At 39.2% G+C, this 14,864-nt stretch carries 17 protein-coding genes; 16 read left to right on the forward strand and 1 reads right to left on the reverse strand.

Annotation, left to right across the window (positions count from 1 at the left end; genetic code table 11):
* Positions 1–9: 9 nt before the first annotated feature.
* From hisC to ACP3VS_RS19780, 11 genes are all read left to right on the forward strand, one after another.
* The gene (hisC, locus tag ACP3VS_RS19730) at positions 10–1,110 is read left to right on the forward strand and encodes a histidinol-phosphate transaminase (protein ID WP_012293646.1); all 1,101 of its coding nucleotides are present in this window, start codon (positions 10–12) and stop codon (positions 1,108–1,110) included.
* Complete coding sequence (locus ACP3VS_RS19735; protein ID WP_012293647.1) at positions 1,107–2,204, forward strand: prephenate dehydrogenase; 1,098 nt, start codon at positions 1,107–1,109, stop codon at positions 2,202–2,204. The genes hisC and ACP3VS_RS19735 overlap by 4 nt, the downstream gene beginning before the upstream one ends.
* Before the next feature lie 58 nt (positions 2,205–2,262).
* Positions 2,263–3,549, forward strand: a complete 1,287-nt coding sequence (gene aroA / locus ACP3VS_RS19740; RefSeq protein WP_036161175.1) for a 3-phosphoshikimate 1-carboxyvinyltransferase — start codon at positions 2,263–2,265, stop codon at positions 3,547–3,549.
* Positions 3,550–3,645: 96 nt separating this feature from the next.
* A complete protein-coding gene (locus tag ACP3VS_RS19745) occupies positions 3,646–4,914 on the forward strand; it encodes a tetratricopeptide repeat protein (RefSeq protein WP_426389700.1) in 1,269 nt (422 codons plus the stop codon).
* Between the two features lie 14 nt (positions 4,915–4,928).
* On the forward strand, positions 4,929–5,486 hold the full coding sequence (locus ACP3VS_RS19750) for a ReoY family proteolytic degradation factor (RefSeq protein WP_031417985.1): 558 nt from the start codon (positions 4,929–4,931) through the stop codon (positions 5,484–5,486).
* Between the two features lie 141 nt (positions 5,487–5,627).
* Positions 5,628–6,077, forward strand: a complete 450-nt coding sequence (locus ACP3VS_RS19755; protein ID WP_031417986.1) for a DUF2487 family protein — start codon at positions 5,628–5,630, stop codon at positions 6,075–6,077.
* Positions 6,078–6,231: 154 nt separating this feature from the next.
* On the forward strand, positions 6,232–6,738 hold the full coding sequence (locus ACP3VS_RS19760; protein ID WP_031417987.1) for a ubiquinol-cytochrome c reductase iron-sulfur subunit: 507 nt from the start codon (positions 6,232–6,234) through the stop codon (positions 6,736–6,738).
* A gap of 19 nt (positions 6,739–6,757) precedes the next feature.
* Positions 6,758–7,432, forward strand: coding sequence for a menaquinol-cytochrome c reductase cytochrome b subunit (gene qcrB, locus ACP3VS_RS19765; RefSeq protein WP_008181573.1), 675 nt, complete (start codon positions 6,758–6,760; stop codon positions 7,430–7,432).
* A gap of 41 nt (positions 7,433–7,473) precedes the next feature.
* Entirely contained in the window at positions 7,474–8,241 is a 768-nt protein-coding gene (locus ACP3VS_RS19770; protein WP_004232669.1) for a menaquinol-cytochrome c reductase cytochrome b/c subunit, read from the forward strand.
* A 237-nt stretch (positions 8,242–8,478) separates the two neighbouring features.
* The gene (locus ACP3VS_RS19775) at positions 8,479–9,075 is read left to right on the forward strand and encodes a DUF1405 domain-containing protein (RefSeq protein ID WP_031417988.1); all 597 of its coding nucleotides are present in this window, start codon (positions 8,479–8,481) and stop codon (positions 9,073–9,075) included.
* 60 nt (positions 9,076–9,135) lie between these two features.
* Positions 9,136–9,810: a zinc metallopeptidase gene (locus tag ACP3VS_RS19780; protein WP_008181566.1), complete on the forward strand. Its 675-nt coding sequence runs from the start codon at positions 9,136–9,138 to the stop codon at positions 9,808–9,810.
* Between the two features lie 56 nt (positions 9,811–9,866).
* On the opposite strand, the gene ACP3VS_RS19785 is transcribed toward ACP3VS_RS19780, so the two are convergent.
* The gene (locus ACP3VS_RS19785) at positions 9,867–10,736 is read right to left on the reverse strand and encodes a YitT family protein (protein WP_008181565.1); all 870 of its coding nucleotides are present in this window, start codon (positions 10,734–10,736) and stop codon (positions 9,867–9,869) included.
* Positions 10,737–10,851: 115 nt separating this feature from the next.
* On the opposite strand from ACP3VS_RS19785, the gene ACP3VS_RS19790 reads away from it, so the two are divergent.
* From ACP3VS_RS19790 to ACP3VS_RS19810, 5 genes are read left to right on the forward strand one after another with little or no spacing between them, the layout of a single operon-like run.
* Entirely contained in the window at positions 10,852–11,187 is a 336-nt protein-coding gene (locus ACP3VS_RS19790; RefSeq protein ID WP_031417989.1) for a nucleotide pyrophosphohydrolase, read from the forward strand.
* Complete coding sequence (gene dapB / locus ACP3VS_RS19795) at positions 11,187–11,984, forward strand: 4-hydroxy-tetrahydrodipicolinate reductase (RefSeq protein ID WP_031417990.1); 798 nt, start codon at positions 11,187–11,189, stop codon at positions 11,982–11,984. Before ACP3VS_RS19790 ends, dapB begins: the two co-directional genes overlap by 1 nt.
* Before the next feature lie 19 nt (positions 11,985–12,003).
* A complete protein-coding gene (mgsA, locus tag ACP3VS_RS19800; RefSeq protein WP_008181558.1) occupies positions 12,004–12,408 on the forward strand; it encodes a methylglyoxal synthase in 405 nt (134 codons plus the stop codon).
* A 33-nt stretch (positions 12,409–12,441) separates the two neighbouring features.
* Positions 12,442–13,587, forward strand: a complete 1,146-nt coding sequence (gene bshA, locus ACP3VS_RS19805; RefSeq protein ID WP_012293660.1) for an N-acetyl-alpha-D-glucosaminyl L-malate synthase BshA — start codon at positions 12,442–12,444, stop codon at positions 13,585–13,587.
* Entirely contained in the window at positions 13,574–14,752 is a 1,179-nt protein-coding gene (locus ACP3VS_RS19810) for a CCA tRNA nucleotidyltransferase (protein ID WP_198695206.1), read from the forward strand. Before bshA ends, ACP3VS_RS19810 begins: the two co-directional genes overlap by 14 nt.
* Positions 14,753–14,864: the final 112 nt, after the last annotated feature.

Consider the following 14,864-nt stretch of genomic DNA (forward strand, 5'->3'; position numbering starts at 1 on the left):
ATGTTTTAGATGAAGTGGAAACAACAATTGGACGGTATGCAAGCGTATAAACCAGGAAAACCAATTGAAGAAGTGCAACGTGAATATGGCTTAAAAGAAGTTATTAAATTGGCATCTAATGAAAATCCATTTGGATGCTCACCTAAGGTGACAGCTTATTTACAAAATAATGCAGTGAATCATGCTCTTTATCCAGATGGCTATGCACAAAATTTACGTACAGCTGTTGCAAATCATCTAGGTGTTCAAGAGACACAGCTTCTATTTGGTAACGGCTCTGACGATATCATTGCTATTATTACTCGTGCTTTGTTGTATCCAGGGGTAAATACCATTATGGCTGACCTATCCTTCTCCCAATACTGGCATAATGCTGAAATTGAAGGTGCTGAAATCCGTAAAATTCCTTGTGTGGAGGGTGCACATGATTTAGAGGCGATGGCTGCTGCGATTGATGATCAAACAGCCGTTATATGGGTATGTAGTCCGAATAATCCTACTGGTGTGGTCATTCCAGATACGGCTTTACGTGCCTTCCTTGCCAAAGTACCAAACGATGTACTTGTCGTACTTGATGAAGCGTACATTGAATACGTGACACATCCTGAACATAAGGATACTCTACCAATCATCGACCAATATCCAAATGTTCTTTTATTACGTACATTCTCTAAGGCATATGGTTTGGCATCGTTCCGAGTTGGCTATGCGATTGGCCAACCAACTATTATTGAAAAGCTTGATCCGGTCAGAGGTCCATTTAATAATACAAGTCTAAGCCAAGCCGTAGCTGCTATTGCACTTAGTGATCAGGAATATATAGAAGCATGTCGTGAAGCGAATGAACATGGTAAAAAACAATATGTTGAATTCTGTGAAAAACATAATCTAAAATACTTCCCATCTGATACGAACTTTATTTTCTTTGATACAAAGGCTGATAGTGATGTCATTTTCCAAGAGCTTATGAAAAAGGGCTTTATTGTGCGCAGTGGTAATGCTTTAGGATTACCAGGATTTATCCGTGTCACAATCGGTACCGAAGCCCAAAATGCAGCATTGCTAGTTCAACTTGACAATGTATTAAAAGAGCAAGGAGTATTTGCATGACACGCAATGTGCTCGTTATTGGGCTAGGATTAATCGGTGGTTCTATCGCCCTTGCTTTACAGAAGGCACCAGATACAAAGATTATTGGTTATGACATGGATGCTCAAACACGTGAGCATGCACAAGCATTAAATATTGTACATGACACTGTGACGGATCCACAGGCAATTGCAGCGGATGTCGATATTATTATTTTCGGTACACCAGTTAATGCAACGCTTGAATGGATGGAGCAATTAAAATCATGGCCATTAAAAAATAAAGTCATTGTAACAGATACAGGAAGTACAAAAAAATTAATTATGCAAAAAGCTGGTGAATTACGTGAACTGGGCATTACGTTTATTGGTGGACATCCAATGGCAGGTTCACACAAAAGTGGCGTATTAGCTGCAAAGGCGCATCTTTTTGAAAATGCCTACTATATGCTTACACCGCTCGCTGGTGAAGAAATTGTTCATATGGCACAGCTAGAAAGTCTATTAAAATTTACGCATGCAAAGGTGGTAAGTGTTTCTGCAAGTGAGCATGACCATATGACAGCTGTGGTGAGCCATTTCCCTCATGTTATTGCAGCTTCTCTTGTGCATCAATTAGGAGGAGAGAATGGGGAATATCCTATGACTCGCTCTCTTGCAGCAGGAGGCTTCCGTGATGTGACGCGTATAGCCTCTTCCAACCCGGTTTTATGGCGAGACATCACTTTACAAAATCGTGATGAGTTACTTACTCAGCTAGAAGGCTGGGAAAAAGAAATGGGCCGTATTAAGGATTTGCTGACGAATGGTACCTCTCGAGATATTGAAGACTATTTTTCTATTGCCAAAGAACTGAGAGATGAATTACCAATTAGCGCAGGAGCAATGTATACAGCGTTTGACTTATACGTAGATGTTCCAGACTATCCAGGTGTCATTTCCGAGGTAACAGGTTTGCTAGCTGATGAGGCAATAAGTATTACGAATTTAAGAATTGTCGAATCGAGGGAGGATGTTTTCGGTATTTTGGTCATTAGTTTCCAAAGTGAAAATGACCGCGAACGTGCAGCAGCATGTATACAAAAACGTGCGAAATTTGAAACATATATTTCATAAAAAAAGAAAGCGTCGGGATTACGGCGCTTTCTGTCTTCATATTGGAGGGAGTAAATTAATGAGTGAAAAAGTTTTACAATACAATAAGCCATCTTTACAGGGATCACTAACTGTTCCAGGCGATAAATCGGTCTCTCACCGTTCTGTGATGTTTGGTTCCATTGCGACTGGAACAACAACAGTAGAAGGTTTTTTACTTGGGGAAGATTGTTTAAGTACCATTGATTGCTTCCAGAAGCTTGGTGTGCATATTGAGGTGGAAGGAACGAGTGTAAAGATAGAGAGTCCAGGGATGGATAGTTGGCAGGAGCCTACAGAGGTGTTGTACACAGGTAACTCTGGTACAACAACGCGCTTAATGCTCGGAATTTTAGCAGGATCTTCAGTTCATTCAGTCATGACGGGGGATGCATCTATTGGCAAGCGACCAATGCGACGTGTTATTGATCCACTGCGTCAAATGGGAGCCCATATTACGGGACGTGCAGACGGTCAATATACACCATTAGCCATTCAAGGTACAAAACTCCAGGCCATTGAATACAACATGCCAGTAGCTAGTGCACAAGTTAAATCTGCTATATTACTTGCAGGCTTGCGTGCTGAGGGAACAACGATAGTTAGAGAAACAGAAGTGTCAAGAGATCACACTGAACGAATGCTCCGTCAGTTTGGTGCCGATGTCGAAGTGAAGGATGGGGTTGTTTCATTAGAGGGTGGACAAGCTTTAAGTGGGACTCATGTTTCTGTACCAGGGGACATCTCATCTGCAGCCTTTTTCTTAGTGGCGGGGGCAATCTGTCATAATAGTCAATTAACACTTGAAAATGTTGGCGTTAATCCAACACGTGATGGAATTATCGAGGTCCTTTCTAAAATGGGTGCAACCATGACAGTGATGCCAAATGACAATAGTCAAGCTGAACCAACAGCAACTATTCAAATCCAAACATCTACTTTATCTGGTACAACAATCGAGGGAGACATGATTCCTCGTTTAATTGATGAAATACCAATCCTTGCTTTACTTGCTACACAGGCACATGGTCAAACCATTATTAAAGATGCCGAGGAGTTAAAAGTAAAGGAAACAGACCGTATTACAGCGGTTGTAGCTGAATTAAAAAAGCTGGGTGCTAACATCGAAGCCACAAATGATGGTATGATTATTGAAGGGCCAACACCATTAAAGGGTGCAAGTCTCAAAACATATGGCGATCATCGAATCGGAATGATGGGTGCTGTGGCTGCTTTAATGACCGAAGGACCAGTCACTTTAGATGATGCACAGTGTATCGCTGTATCCTATCCATCATTCTTTGAACATATTGAGGCAGTAAGGTAACAATTGAAGATTGACTCTCCAAGCTTTTGGGGAGTTTTTTCTTGTTTCGGTGGTAAATGTTTTGTAGCATAAAGGTATCAAAGAAAGAATAGGTGAATGACTGTGAACAATGCGATGACTGAAATGATGCAAGCACTTGAACAGGGAGACTTAGCATTAATAGATCAGCTACTTGAAACATTTTTAGTGAAGGAGCTACCCGAGGAAATTTACGCACTTTCAGAAATTTTTATGCAATATGGGTACATGAAAGAAGCTGACCGCGTACTGGAGCATTTACAATTCATATTCCCAGAAGAGGCACAGTTAAAAATAGATCGTGCAAATGTATTAATGGAGCTTGGTGATGAAGATGAGGCATTAAATTTATTGCTTGAAATCGAAGAAGGCTCACCAGAATATCCACAAGCATTATTAGTTTTAGCGGATTATTATCAAATGCAGGGGTTATTTGAGGTAGCAGAAAAACGTATAAATGAAGCACTAGCAATTTTGCCAGACGAGCCATTACTTCATTTTGCCAAAGCCGAACTGTTATTTGAAACAGGTCGTTTTTTGGAAGCCGCAAGATTGTATGAAGAATTAAATGAGCAACAAGAAGAATTTGCTGGTATTCATCTTGTGGAACGATTAGCGGAGGTTTATCGTGCCGGGGCTGCCTACGAAACAGCATTGGATTATTATTTAAAGGCACTTGAAGATGAGGTGAAACCAGATATTTTATTTGGTGCTGCGTATTCAGCCTTCCAATCCCAAAAATACGAGATGGCTATTAAACAATTAGAGGAATTGAAAGAGTTAGATCCTGATTACTTCTCGGCTTACTTATTGCTGGCAGAAAGCTATGCGATGACTGAGGAAAATCAAAAAGCCTATACGGCGATCCAAGAGGGATTAAAACGCGATGAATATGATAAAACGCTCTATTTATTTGCTGGAAAAATGGCCTTGAAAAATAGTTTGCCAGTAGAAGCTGAGCAATATTTACGAGAAGCAATAGCATTAGACCCTGAGTATATGGAAGCCGTGTTAGCACTTATTTCTGTTTTAGGACAACAGGAACGGAATGAAGATGTTATCGAATTATTTGAGACTCTACAGCAAAATGATTTTGAATGGAGCACGTTATATCCATTTGCTGCAGAGGCATATGAAAATTTAGAATTGTACGACCGTGCATACGAATTTTACCGTTTGGCATATAATGATTTTAAGGAAGACGCAACATTTTTAGAAAAATATGTGTACTTTTTATTAGAGGAAGGTAAACGTTCAGAAGCGAAAGTGGTTCTTGAACAATTAATTAACATTCAACCAGGTGAACCAGAATGGCAAGAGAAGTTAGAAGCCTTAGAATTTGAGTAAAGGAGGGAGTGGGTATGACTGCTTCTGTATCAGTTGTTGATAAAAAAGCATTTGTTCGATGGTTTTTAAAAAATTATCAATTGAAACGTCGTGAGTGTGTGTGGATTTTAAATTACTTACTTAGTAATGATGACTTATTAAAACGAATCCGATTTGTGGAAGAAGCTCACTATTGTCCTAGAGCAATGGTGATGTCTACGGTTGATTCAACAGGTGTGCCTTTTCGTTTCTATAAAGGCAATGTAATGACGGCAGACGCTGAAAAGTCTTTCCATGATTTACGCTTACACGAGCAAGAAGATATGTATATACAATTGAATTTTCCAAATATACCACCAAGTGCACAATACTTAGCAGTTTTAGAAGAAAACCCTTATATGCCAGAGACACTGTTAGTTAGTGAAAAAGATCGTTTACTGGCAGAAGAACTGCTTTCCAATAGCTTACTCGTATTCCAAGAAGAAAAATTACTTGCACAAATTGATGATGCCCTCGATCAGGGAGATGAAGAACGTTTTTATGAATTGTCTAATTTGTTACAAGCATTAAAGGAAACGGCTAATTTACCTTAGTTATAGGTAAAAATTGAATGTCCTTTACCCACTTCAATATGGTAACATTACTAGTGAATGATTGTTTTCACTTTTAATTGGGTATCCTATTTGAAGAGTGGAAAAGGGCATTTTTATTATGTGATAAAGGAGGTTTGTTGAATGTACTTTAATGCAAACGATGTGACATCATTTTTGGGACAGAAGGATTTCATCGATACTGCGATTGTTCCGCTCATATCCATCGATTTAGCTTCTGAGAAAATGAAACAAAGTGGCGCTGAGGTAGATTTTCTAATGTCTTTAACTTCTTTCATAGAACAACAGTTTAAAGGCCGTTTACTAGTCATGCCACCTTTTTCTTATATGGCTTCTTTAAAAAACGAAGAATTACCGAAGCAATTTGAAACACAATTACATAATGCTGGCTTTAAGCATGTGTTCTTCATTACTTGTGATCACTCTTGGACAAATATTGGAGATATAGTAAATATTATTTGGTTACCAGCAATTCCATTAGAAAGCATGGACGCAGGTGTGAAAAAATCAATTCTCGAAGATCAATTACGGCAAGTGGTTCCGATGCTTTCGACCAAATGGGCACAGATTTAACAATTAGTTTCAATAAATGTTCACATTCTCCAGCTTTCCACAGAATGCTATATTGACCAAGCTATGGACTTGATATATCATATATATGTCCTAGTATTACTATTTGTAAAAGTATGTCCGTTGGACTGACCTTTAAGTTAGAGGGGGGAAAATAATGAGTAATAATCGAGTTTCACGTCGTCAATTTCTAAGTTATACTCTTACTGGTGTAGGTGGATTTATGGCGGCAGGTATGCTAATGCCAATGCTTCGCTTTGCAATTGATCCTGTGCTACAAAAGCATGAGGGTGGAGATTTTGTAAAAACAGAGCATAAAATCGCTGACTTGACTGAAGAGCCTGTAAAAGTTGACTTTTCATATGAACAAGTGGATGCATGGTACAAATCACAGGTTACAGATGTAGCTTGGGTTTATAAAAGTGGCGATCAAATCATTGCCCTTTCACCTGTTTGTAAGCATTTAGGATGTATGGTTGACTGGAATGGAGATTCTGCACACCCAGGTCAATTCTTCTGTCCATGTCACGCAGGACGTTATGAGAAAAACGGGAAAAACGTTGCAGGTACACCGCCTCTAGGTCCGTTGGATGAATTTGAAGTACAAGAACAAGATGGCTATTTAATGATTGGTCCAGCTAAAGCAAATACTCTAGTTAAATAAGTAAGGGGGTACGACAACAGTGCTAAATAAAATTTATGATTGGGTCGATGAACGCCTAGATATTACACCTATTTGGCGTGATATTGCCGACCACGAAGTGCCAGAGCACGTTAACCCTGCACATCATTTTTCAGCATTCGTTTACTGCTTCGGTGGATTAACATTCTTCATCACAGTAATTCAAATTCTATCTGGTATGTTCCTAACAATGTACTATGTACCAGACGTTGTGAATGCCTGGAAATCAGTTTATTATTTACAAAACGAAGTAGCATTTGGTGAAATCGTGCGCGGTATGCACCACTGGGGAGCTTCATTAGTTATCGTAATGATGTTCTTACATACACTTCGTGTGTTCTTCACAGGTTCTTATAAGAAACCTCGTGAGCTAAACTGGATGGTTGGTGTAGGTATTTTTGGTGTAATGATGGGTCTTGGCTTTACAGGATACCTATTACCATGGGATATGAAAGCATTATTCGCTACTAAAGTAGGTATCGAAATTGCAGCATCTGTACCGTTTATCGGTTCGATGATTAAAGTATTATTAGCGGGTGACACTACAATTCTTGGTGCTCAAACGTTAACTCGATTCTTTGCGATTCATGTATTCTTCTTGCCTGCAGTATTGTTTGGGTTACTTGCAGCACACTTTATCATGATTCGTCGTCAAGGAATTTCAGGGCCGTTGTAATTGTCTTGACGGTTCGATGATCTTTAAAAGGAGGGGACACTATGCATCGCGGAAAAGGAATGAAATTTGTCGGCGATTCTCGTATTAAAGCGAATCACAGAATGCCGAATGTTCCAAAGGATTATTCCGAATATCCAGGTAAGACGGAAGCTTTCTGGCCGAACTTCTTACTGAAGGAATGGATGGTAGGTGCTGTATTTTTAATTGGATACTTATTATTAACTGTCGCTCACCCGTCACCACTTGAAGGGCCGGCAGATCCAACTAGAGCATATACACCGCTACCGGACTGGTACTTCTTATTCATGTATCAACTTTTAAAATACTCATTTGCTTCTGGTCCATACAATGTAATTGGAGCAATTGTAATTCCAGGTCTTGCATTTGGAGCGCTATTATTAATGCCATTTTTAGACAAGGGTCCAGAACGTCGTCCATCTAAACGTCCATTACCGACAGCGTTTATGTTATTAACTCTAGCTGCTATGTTCTACCTAACTTGGGAGTCAGTTGTTAACCACGACTGGGAAGCTCAAAAAGCTATGGGTGCAATCGTAGAAACAGTTGAATTCGATAAAGAATCAGAAGGTTATAAACTATACGCTGGTTCAGCATGTATTACATGTCACGGTGAAGGCTTAGAAGGTGGAGCTGGTGCACCATCTCTAATGAACACTGGATTAACAGCTGATGAAATTAAGGACATTGCTCATAATGGTCGTGGTAACATGCCACCAGGATTATGGACAGGTTCAGATGAAGATCTTCAGAAACTTGCTGAATTTATCGAAAGTTTAAAAGCTGAGTAATAGTAAAAGAGTCAGGAAACTGGCTCTTTTTTTTCGACCTTGTTATATATTGGGACTGAAAGCTAGTAGAAAAGGTTCCCTTACCCTCGATTTTTTAGCGAAAAATGTCGAAAAGTAGATAAAAGCGAATGAATTCTATCCATTAGCACATATTGAAGTTGTGAAAATAATTTCACCTACAAAAATCTATACTGTACATAAACAAAGAATTTTAGCAAAGCGCAAGGAGTTGTAATCATGCAGATAACACGTGCAAATCTTTGGTATCTTCTTAACCATAAGTCATTCTTAATAGCGCTGCTTATTATTAATCTATTAGGCACAGTATATGGCTATTATTGGTATGGATGGCAGCTTGCAATCACTAAGCCTATTTTTTATATTTTTGTTCCTGATAGTCCAACAGCTAGCTTATTCTTTTGCTTTGTGTTAATTGCTTGGATTATGGGAAAAAGATGGCCGTTAATGGAAGTATTAGCGCTTGTAACATTAGTGAAATATGGTCTATGGGCTGATGTCATGAATATTTGGACATTAATTGAAACAGGGTCAATCGGTTGGCAAGGCTGGATGCTAGTTGGCTCACATTTTGCAATGGCCGTTCAAGCAATCTTATATATGAAGAAATATGTATTCACTTACTGGCATGTATTTATAGCGGCTGTCTGGACGCTCCATAATGATGTCATTGACTATGTGTTTGGTCAAATGCCTATGTATGGGGATTTAGTCAAGTACACAAGCTATATTGGCTACTTTACGTTTTGGTTATCAATTGCATGTATTCTCCTTGCGATTTTCTCAATTAGGTGGCGCAAATATTTGCCGAATTAGGGTATAAATTATAGAATTATAGTATAGAGGTAGAAAGGGGTTAGAATATTGTCAACAAGCATGTATATAGTTTATTTTATTATTATTATGCTGCTACCACTTTATGCACAAATGAAAGTAAAAGGCACGTATAATAAATTTGCGAAACAACGTACAATGAAAGGCCAAACAGGTGCAGAGGTAGCGCGTGCGATTTTAGATGCGAACGGCTTATATGATGTACGAGTTGTGCCAACACAAGGTGTGTTGTCTGATCATTATAATCCGGCAACTAAAACAGTTGCTTTATCAGAAAGTAACTTTTATGAAGCGAGTGTTGCAGGTGCTGCGGTAGCTGCCCATGAGGTAGGTCACGCCATCCAACATAAAGAAGCTTACTCTATGCTTACATTACGTAGTAAGCTAGTCCCAGTGGCAAATATTTCTTCGAATGCATCTTGGATTTTTGTAATGATTGGTATTTTTGCAAGTAGTACGAATTTCTTGCTTTTAGGTATCATATTATTAGCAGCAGGTGTTGTTTTCCAATTAGTGACACTTCCAGTGGAGTTTGATGCTTCAAAGCGGGCATTAGTTCAAATGAATTCGCTTGGCATTATTACAAATGAAGAAGAACGACCAGCACGAAAAGTATTGAGTGCTGCAGCATTAACATATGTAGCAGCAGCAGCGGTAGCGGTACTAGAATTATTACGTCTAATTCTAATTTTTACGAATATGCGTAGCGATGACTAAGAAAAAAACTTGTTATGGTGGAACACCACTATAACAAGTTTTTTATCTTCAAACACTTAATGAAGCGGTTGTTTTTGATCATCAAGAGTGAAGCCTTCTCCTGCTACATCGCGTACTTCTATAATAGAAACGAAAGCGTGTGGATCCACTTCATGAACAATGGATTTTAGGCGTACAACTTCGTTGCGACCGATCACACAATAAATAACTTCCTTAGGCTGCTTAGTAAAGTGGCCATGTCCTTCTAAAATAGTGATCCCGCGTTCCATTCGTAAGGCGATTGTTTCGGCAATAACACCGGACTTCTCAGATATAATGAGAGCACCACGCGCTGCATAGGCTCCTTCCTGTACAAAGTCAATAACACGAGCGCCAACAAATACAGCGACTAATGTGTACATCATGGAACGAGCATCTAAAAATGTAAGCCATGAAAGGATGATGACAATGGCGTCGAAGACAAACATCGTTTTACCCATACTCCAGCCAAAATATTTATGTCCAAGTCGTGCCAAAATATCAACGCCGCCGGTAGTGCCACCAAAGCGGAAGACAATTCCTAGGCCAAGTCCGACGAATATACCCGCGAAAAGAGCAACGAGTAACATGTCATCTTCTAAATGAATGGTAAACTGATATTTCTGGAAAATCTTTAGAAAAAGAGAAACAGATAAAGTGCCAACAAGCGTATAAACAAAAGATTTCTTTCCAAGTAATCGATAACCAATTATAAACATGGGAATATTTAATAATAGGTTCATTAAGGCGGGGTCCCATCCTAATGTAAAGTATAGTATGAGTGTAATTCCACTTAGTCCACCTTCACCTAGCTGATTTTGAATATTGAAGTGAACAAACCCGAAGCTAAAAATGGCTGCTCCGAGCATTATTGCGATAATATTACGAATTTTAATCTGTTTTAACATTTGGCCTCCTGTAGTTCCAAACAAATGAAGTAGTGATATCTATTATCTGACATTTTATTGGTTTTGACAACAACGGTGTAAATTATATAGGATGGTAAATAGGAGTGTGATGTAAATGACAGAACAACTAACAATGCAAGCATTACAACAGCGTGTTGATAATTATATAGGACAATTTAAAGAAGGATATTTCCCACCATTCGAACTGCTAGCCCGTTTAACAGAGGAATTAGGAGAGCTATCTCGTGAGGTTCAGGATGTATATGGACAAAAAAAGAAAAAGAATACTGAGGAAATAAACAGTATTGAAGAAGAACTTGGTGACTTTTTCTTTGTTTTAGTATGCTTTGCCAATGCTCAGGGTATTAAATTAGATGAAGCTCTATTAAGAGTCATACATAAATTTGAAACAAGGGATAAGGATCGTTGGACGAGAAAGGATGAAGAATGATGTCGATTCGTGTAGCTATTGCAGGAGCAAGAGGAAAAATGGGGGCTGAGGCTGTACATACGGTCATGAAACATGACAAAATGGAATTAGTAGCTGTACTAGATTATAAGGAAGTAGGAAAAACATTAGCTGATTTAGACATGTTCCCAGCGAGCTATACAGTACCTATATTTACGGAAATGCATGATCTTGTAGAAGCAACTTCTCCAGACGTATTAGTGGATTTAACGAACCCACATTCTGTATACAATCATACTAAAGAAGCGTTGAATTTAAATGTACGACCTGTAATTGGTACAACAGGATTTACTGATGCACAACTAGAGGAATTATCAACCATTGCCAAAGAAAAAGAGTTAGGCTGCATTATTGCACCAAACTTTGCGATTGGCGCTATCCTGATGATGAAATTTGCGAAAGAAGCGGCCAAATACTTACCAGATGTAGAAATTATTGAAATGCATCATGATCAAAAACTTGATGCACCCTCTGGAACAGCTGTGAAAACAGCTCAATTAATACAAGAGGCACGTACGCAAAAGACTCAGGGGCATCCAGAAGAAAAAGAAACCATTGAAGGTGCAAGAGGTGGAGACTTTGATGGCATGCGCATCCACTCTGTTCGCTTACCTGGTTTAGTGGCACACCAGCAAGTATTATTTGGTGGAGATGGGCAGCTTTTAACAATTCGCCATGATTCATTAAATCGAAATTCATTTATGTCGGGCATTGCCTTTTGTGTAGAAGAGGTTATGAAAATGGATCAGCTTGTTTATGGTTTAGAAAACATCATCTAAAGATTGGGATGGAAGCTATATGAAAATCGCATTGATTGCACATGATCGTAAAAAAGATAATTTAGTACAGTTTGCTATTGCTTACAAAGAAATTTTACTTGAACATTCACTTTATGCTACCGGTACAACAGGACAGCGTGTCATTGAAGCCACTGGTTTAGAGGTAACACGATTTCGTTCAGGTCCACTTGGTGGCGACCAACAAATTGGCGCAATGATTGCCAACAATGATATGGATATGGTTATTTTTTTCCGAGATCCATTAACAGCGCAGCCACATGAGCCAGATGTTTCTGCACTTATCCGTCTTTGTGATGTTTACCAAGTGCCACTGGCGACAAATATGGGGACAGCAGAAATATTATTAAAAGGCCTACAAGAAGGCTTTGTGGATTGGAGACTGATACAAGAAAGACGTAACTAATAAAAGACGTGATTTAGAAAGGATGAACATCGAATGAAAAAGCTAAAAATCGGCATTACCTGTTATCCAACAGTTGGAGGCTCTGGTGTAATTGCAACAGAATTAGGCAAAATGCTTGCAGAAAGAGGGCATGAAATTCATTTCATTACCTCAAGCGTACCATTTCGATTGAATAAAATTTATCCAACCGTCTTTTTCCATGAAGTCGAAGTTAATAATTATTCAGTGTTTCAATATTCACCATACGATATTGCATTAGCGAGTAAAATGGCAGACGTCATCAAGGATGAAGAGTTGGATGTGTTGCATGTGCATTACGCAATTCCACATGCAGTATGTGCTGTGTTAGCACGTGAAATGAGTGGGCGAGATATTGGCATCGTTACAACACTTCATGGCACAGATATATCAGTGCTTGGGCAGGATTCTACGCTTTCACAGGCCATTAAGTATGGAATTGATAAATCTGATATTGTGACGACCGTGTCACACGCATTAAAAGAACAAACTTATGAATTAATTGATACAGTTAAGCCCATTGAAACCATTTATAACTTTGTGGATGAACGTGAGTACTTCCCTCGTAATTCCAGAAACCTAAAAGAGCAATTTGGTATTCAAGAAGATGAAAAAGTTCTCATCCATGTATCTAACTTCCGCAAAATCAAGAATCTTCCACATATTATTGAAGCCTTTATGAAAATACGTGCTAATGTGAAGGCAAAGCTCTTATTAGTGGGTGATGGGCCCGAAAAGCATCGTGTAATGGACCAAGTAAAGGAAAGTCCATATATGAAGGATGTTCTATTTTTAGGAAAACAAGAAAATTTAGCTGAGCTATATGCTATTAGTGACCTAAAATTGTTACTTTCTCAACAGGAATCGTTTGGACTGGTTTTATTAGAGGCAATGGCTTGTGGAGTACCTTGTATTGGAACAAATGTAGGGGGTATCCCGGAAGTCATTGAACATGGTGTGGATGGCTTTATTGTGGACTTAGGAGATACTGAAACGGTAGCTGAATATGCTGTTCAGTTGTTGCAAGATGAGGAAAAATTGCTGCGTTTCAGAGAGGCAGCCATTCGAGCAGTCGGCGACAAATTCCACTCGTCCAAAATTGTAGAACAATACGAAAATCTGTACGAGAAGGTTGCGGAAAGAAATCATGCAAAACAATAAAGAATGGCAAACAGCCTATTCAGTAATTGAACAATTAGAACAAGCAGGCTTTGAGGCAGTTATTGTAGGTGGAGCTGTTAGGGATGCTTTACTGAATCGCCCTGCGCATGATGTCGATGTTGCGACAAACGCGCTGCCTGAAGAGGTAAAGTCAGTTTTTCAACGGACTGTAGATATTGGAATTCAGCATGGGACGGTACTTGTTATCGTACCTGCTGGGCCAGTTGAGGTAACAACTTATCGTACAGATGGGGAATATACAGACCATCGAAGACCCGATAAAGTGCAATTCGTTCGCTCTCTGCAAGACGATTTACAACGCCGTGATTTTACAATGAATGCCATCGCTATGCGTCATGATGGCACTTTTGTTGATTATTACGGGGGTCGTCAAGATATTGAACTTCGTGTTATTCGAGCTGTTGGAGATGCTGACAAACGTTTTGCTGAGGATGCCTTGCGCATGTTACGAGCAATTCGTTTTTCAGCACAGCTTGATTTCACAATAGCGAAAGATACTATGACTGCGATACAAAATAGAGCGCCCGATATCGCTTTTATTGCAAAAGAACGAATTAAAGCAGAGCTAGATAAGCTATGGCTTGGAACGTCCGTTTTTAGTGGCCTTCAAAAATTAGAGGAAAGTGGCTTGGGAGCTTATTTACATGGGAATTTTCAGGCTCATCGCTGGTATGATTTTCGGACTGAGGACAAGCATGTAGGCTGGGCTTATTTTGCTTTACTTCAAGGTGCAAATTGGCGAGAGATTCTACGGGATTATCGATTGTCCAATAAAGAAATGGCGTTCGTTAAAGCTGTATTGACAGCCTATGAAGCGTTAAATAGTGGCTGGACAAACATTCATTATTTTACCTACAAAGAACAGGAGTTAGAAGCAGCCATATATTTCGCAAAACTACTCCAACTGGACGTTTGTTTACCTAGCCAGCCCATTCGTGTATTACAGGATCAGCTACCCATTCAACAGAAGCAAGAAGTTGTGGTGAATGGAGCGGATTTACTTAAATGGTCTGGAAAAAAGGGAGGCCCTTGGGTAAAAGAAGTATTAGGTGACATACTGGAAGCCATAATTCATAATGAACTTGAAAATGACCAGGAGCGTATAAAAAATTGGCTAGATTGCCACTACTTCCATGAAGCGTAAGCATATATATATTGACAACAAGCCGTCTCAGGAAAATGTGGGACGGCTTGTCATTTTATATCACTGATGGTCATTTCAGTTGATTTACAGTATGATGAAGTATAGTTACATA

This window comes from Lysinibacillus sp. VIII_CA, assembly GCF_049943995.1.
In the GTDB taxonomy this organism is placed as follows: Bacteria; Bacillota; Bacilli; order Bacillales_A; family Planococcaceae; genus Lysinibacillus; species Lysinibacillus pinottii.

Excerpts from the sequence above, each read along its gene's own strand:
- ACP3VS_RS19790 (WP_031417989.1), top strand. The coding sequence starts at position 10,852 with ATGACAGAACAACTAACAATGCAAGCATTACAACAGCGTGTTGATAAT.
- ACP3VS_RS19760 (WP_031417987.1), top strand. The coding sequence starts at position 6,232 with ATGAGTAATAATCGAGTTTCACGTCGTCAATTTCTAAGTTATACTCTT.
- ACP3VS_RS19745 (WP_426389700.1), top strand. The coding sequence starts at position 3,646 with ATGACTGTGAACAATGCGATGACTGAAATGATGCAAGCACTTGAACAG.
- ACP3VS_RS19750 (WP_031417985.1), top strand. The coding sequence starts at position 4,929 with ATGACTGCTTCTGTATCAGTTGTTGATAAAAAAGCATTTGTTCGATGG.
- mgsA (WP_008181558.1), top strand. The coding sequence starts at position 12,004 with ATGAAAATCGCATTGATTGCACATGATCGTAAAAAAGATAATTTAGTA.
- aroA (WP_036161175.1), top strand. The coding sequence starts at position 2,263 with ATGAGTGAAAAAGTTTTACAATACAATAAGCCATCTTTACAGGGATCA.
- dapB (WP_031417990.1), top strand. The coding sequence starts at position 11,187 with ATGTCGATTCGTGTAGCTATTGCAGGAGCAAGAGGAAAAATGGGGGCT.
- ACP3VS_RS19775 (WP_031417988.1), top strand. The coding sequence starts at position 8,479 with ATGCAGATAACACGTGCAAATCTTTGGTATCTTCTTAACCATAAGTCA.
- ACP3VS_RS19785 (WP_008181565.1), bottom strand. The coding sequence starts at position 10,736 with ATGTTAAAACAGATTAAAATTCGTAATATTATCGCAATAATGCTCGGA.
- ACP3VS_RS19770 (WP_004232669.1), top strand. The coding sequence starts at position 7,474 with ATGCATCGCGGAAAAGGAATGAAATTTGTCGGCGATTCTCGTATTAAA.
- ACP3VS_RS19735 (WP_012293647.1), top strand. The coding sequence starts at position 1,107 with ATGACACGCAATGTGCTCGTTATTGGGCTAGGATTAATCGGTGGTTCT.
- ACP3VS_RS19780 (WP_008181566.1), top strand. The coding sequence starts at position 9,136 with ATGTATATAGTTTATTTTATTATTATTATGCTGCTACCACTTTATGCA.
- ACP3VS_RS19755 (WP_031417986.1), top strand. The coding sequence starts at position 5,628 with ATGTACTTTAATGCAAACGATGTGACATCATTTTTGGGACAGAAGGAT.
- bshA (WP_012293660.1), top strand. The coding sequence starts at position 12,442 with ATGAAAAAGCTAAAAATCGGCATTACCTGTTATCCAACAGTTGGAGGC.
- ACP3VS_RS19810 (WP_198695206.1), top strand. The coding sequence starts at position 13,574 with ATGCAAAACAATAAAGAATGGCAAACAGCCTATTCAGTAATTGAACAA.
- hisC (WP_012293646.1), top strand. The coding sequence starts at position 10 with ATGAAGTGGAAACAACAATTGGACGGTATGCAAGCGTATAAACCAGGA.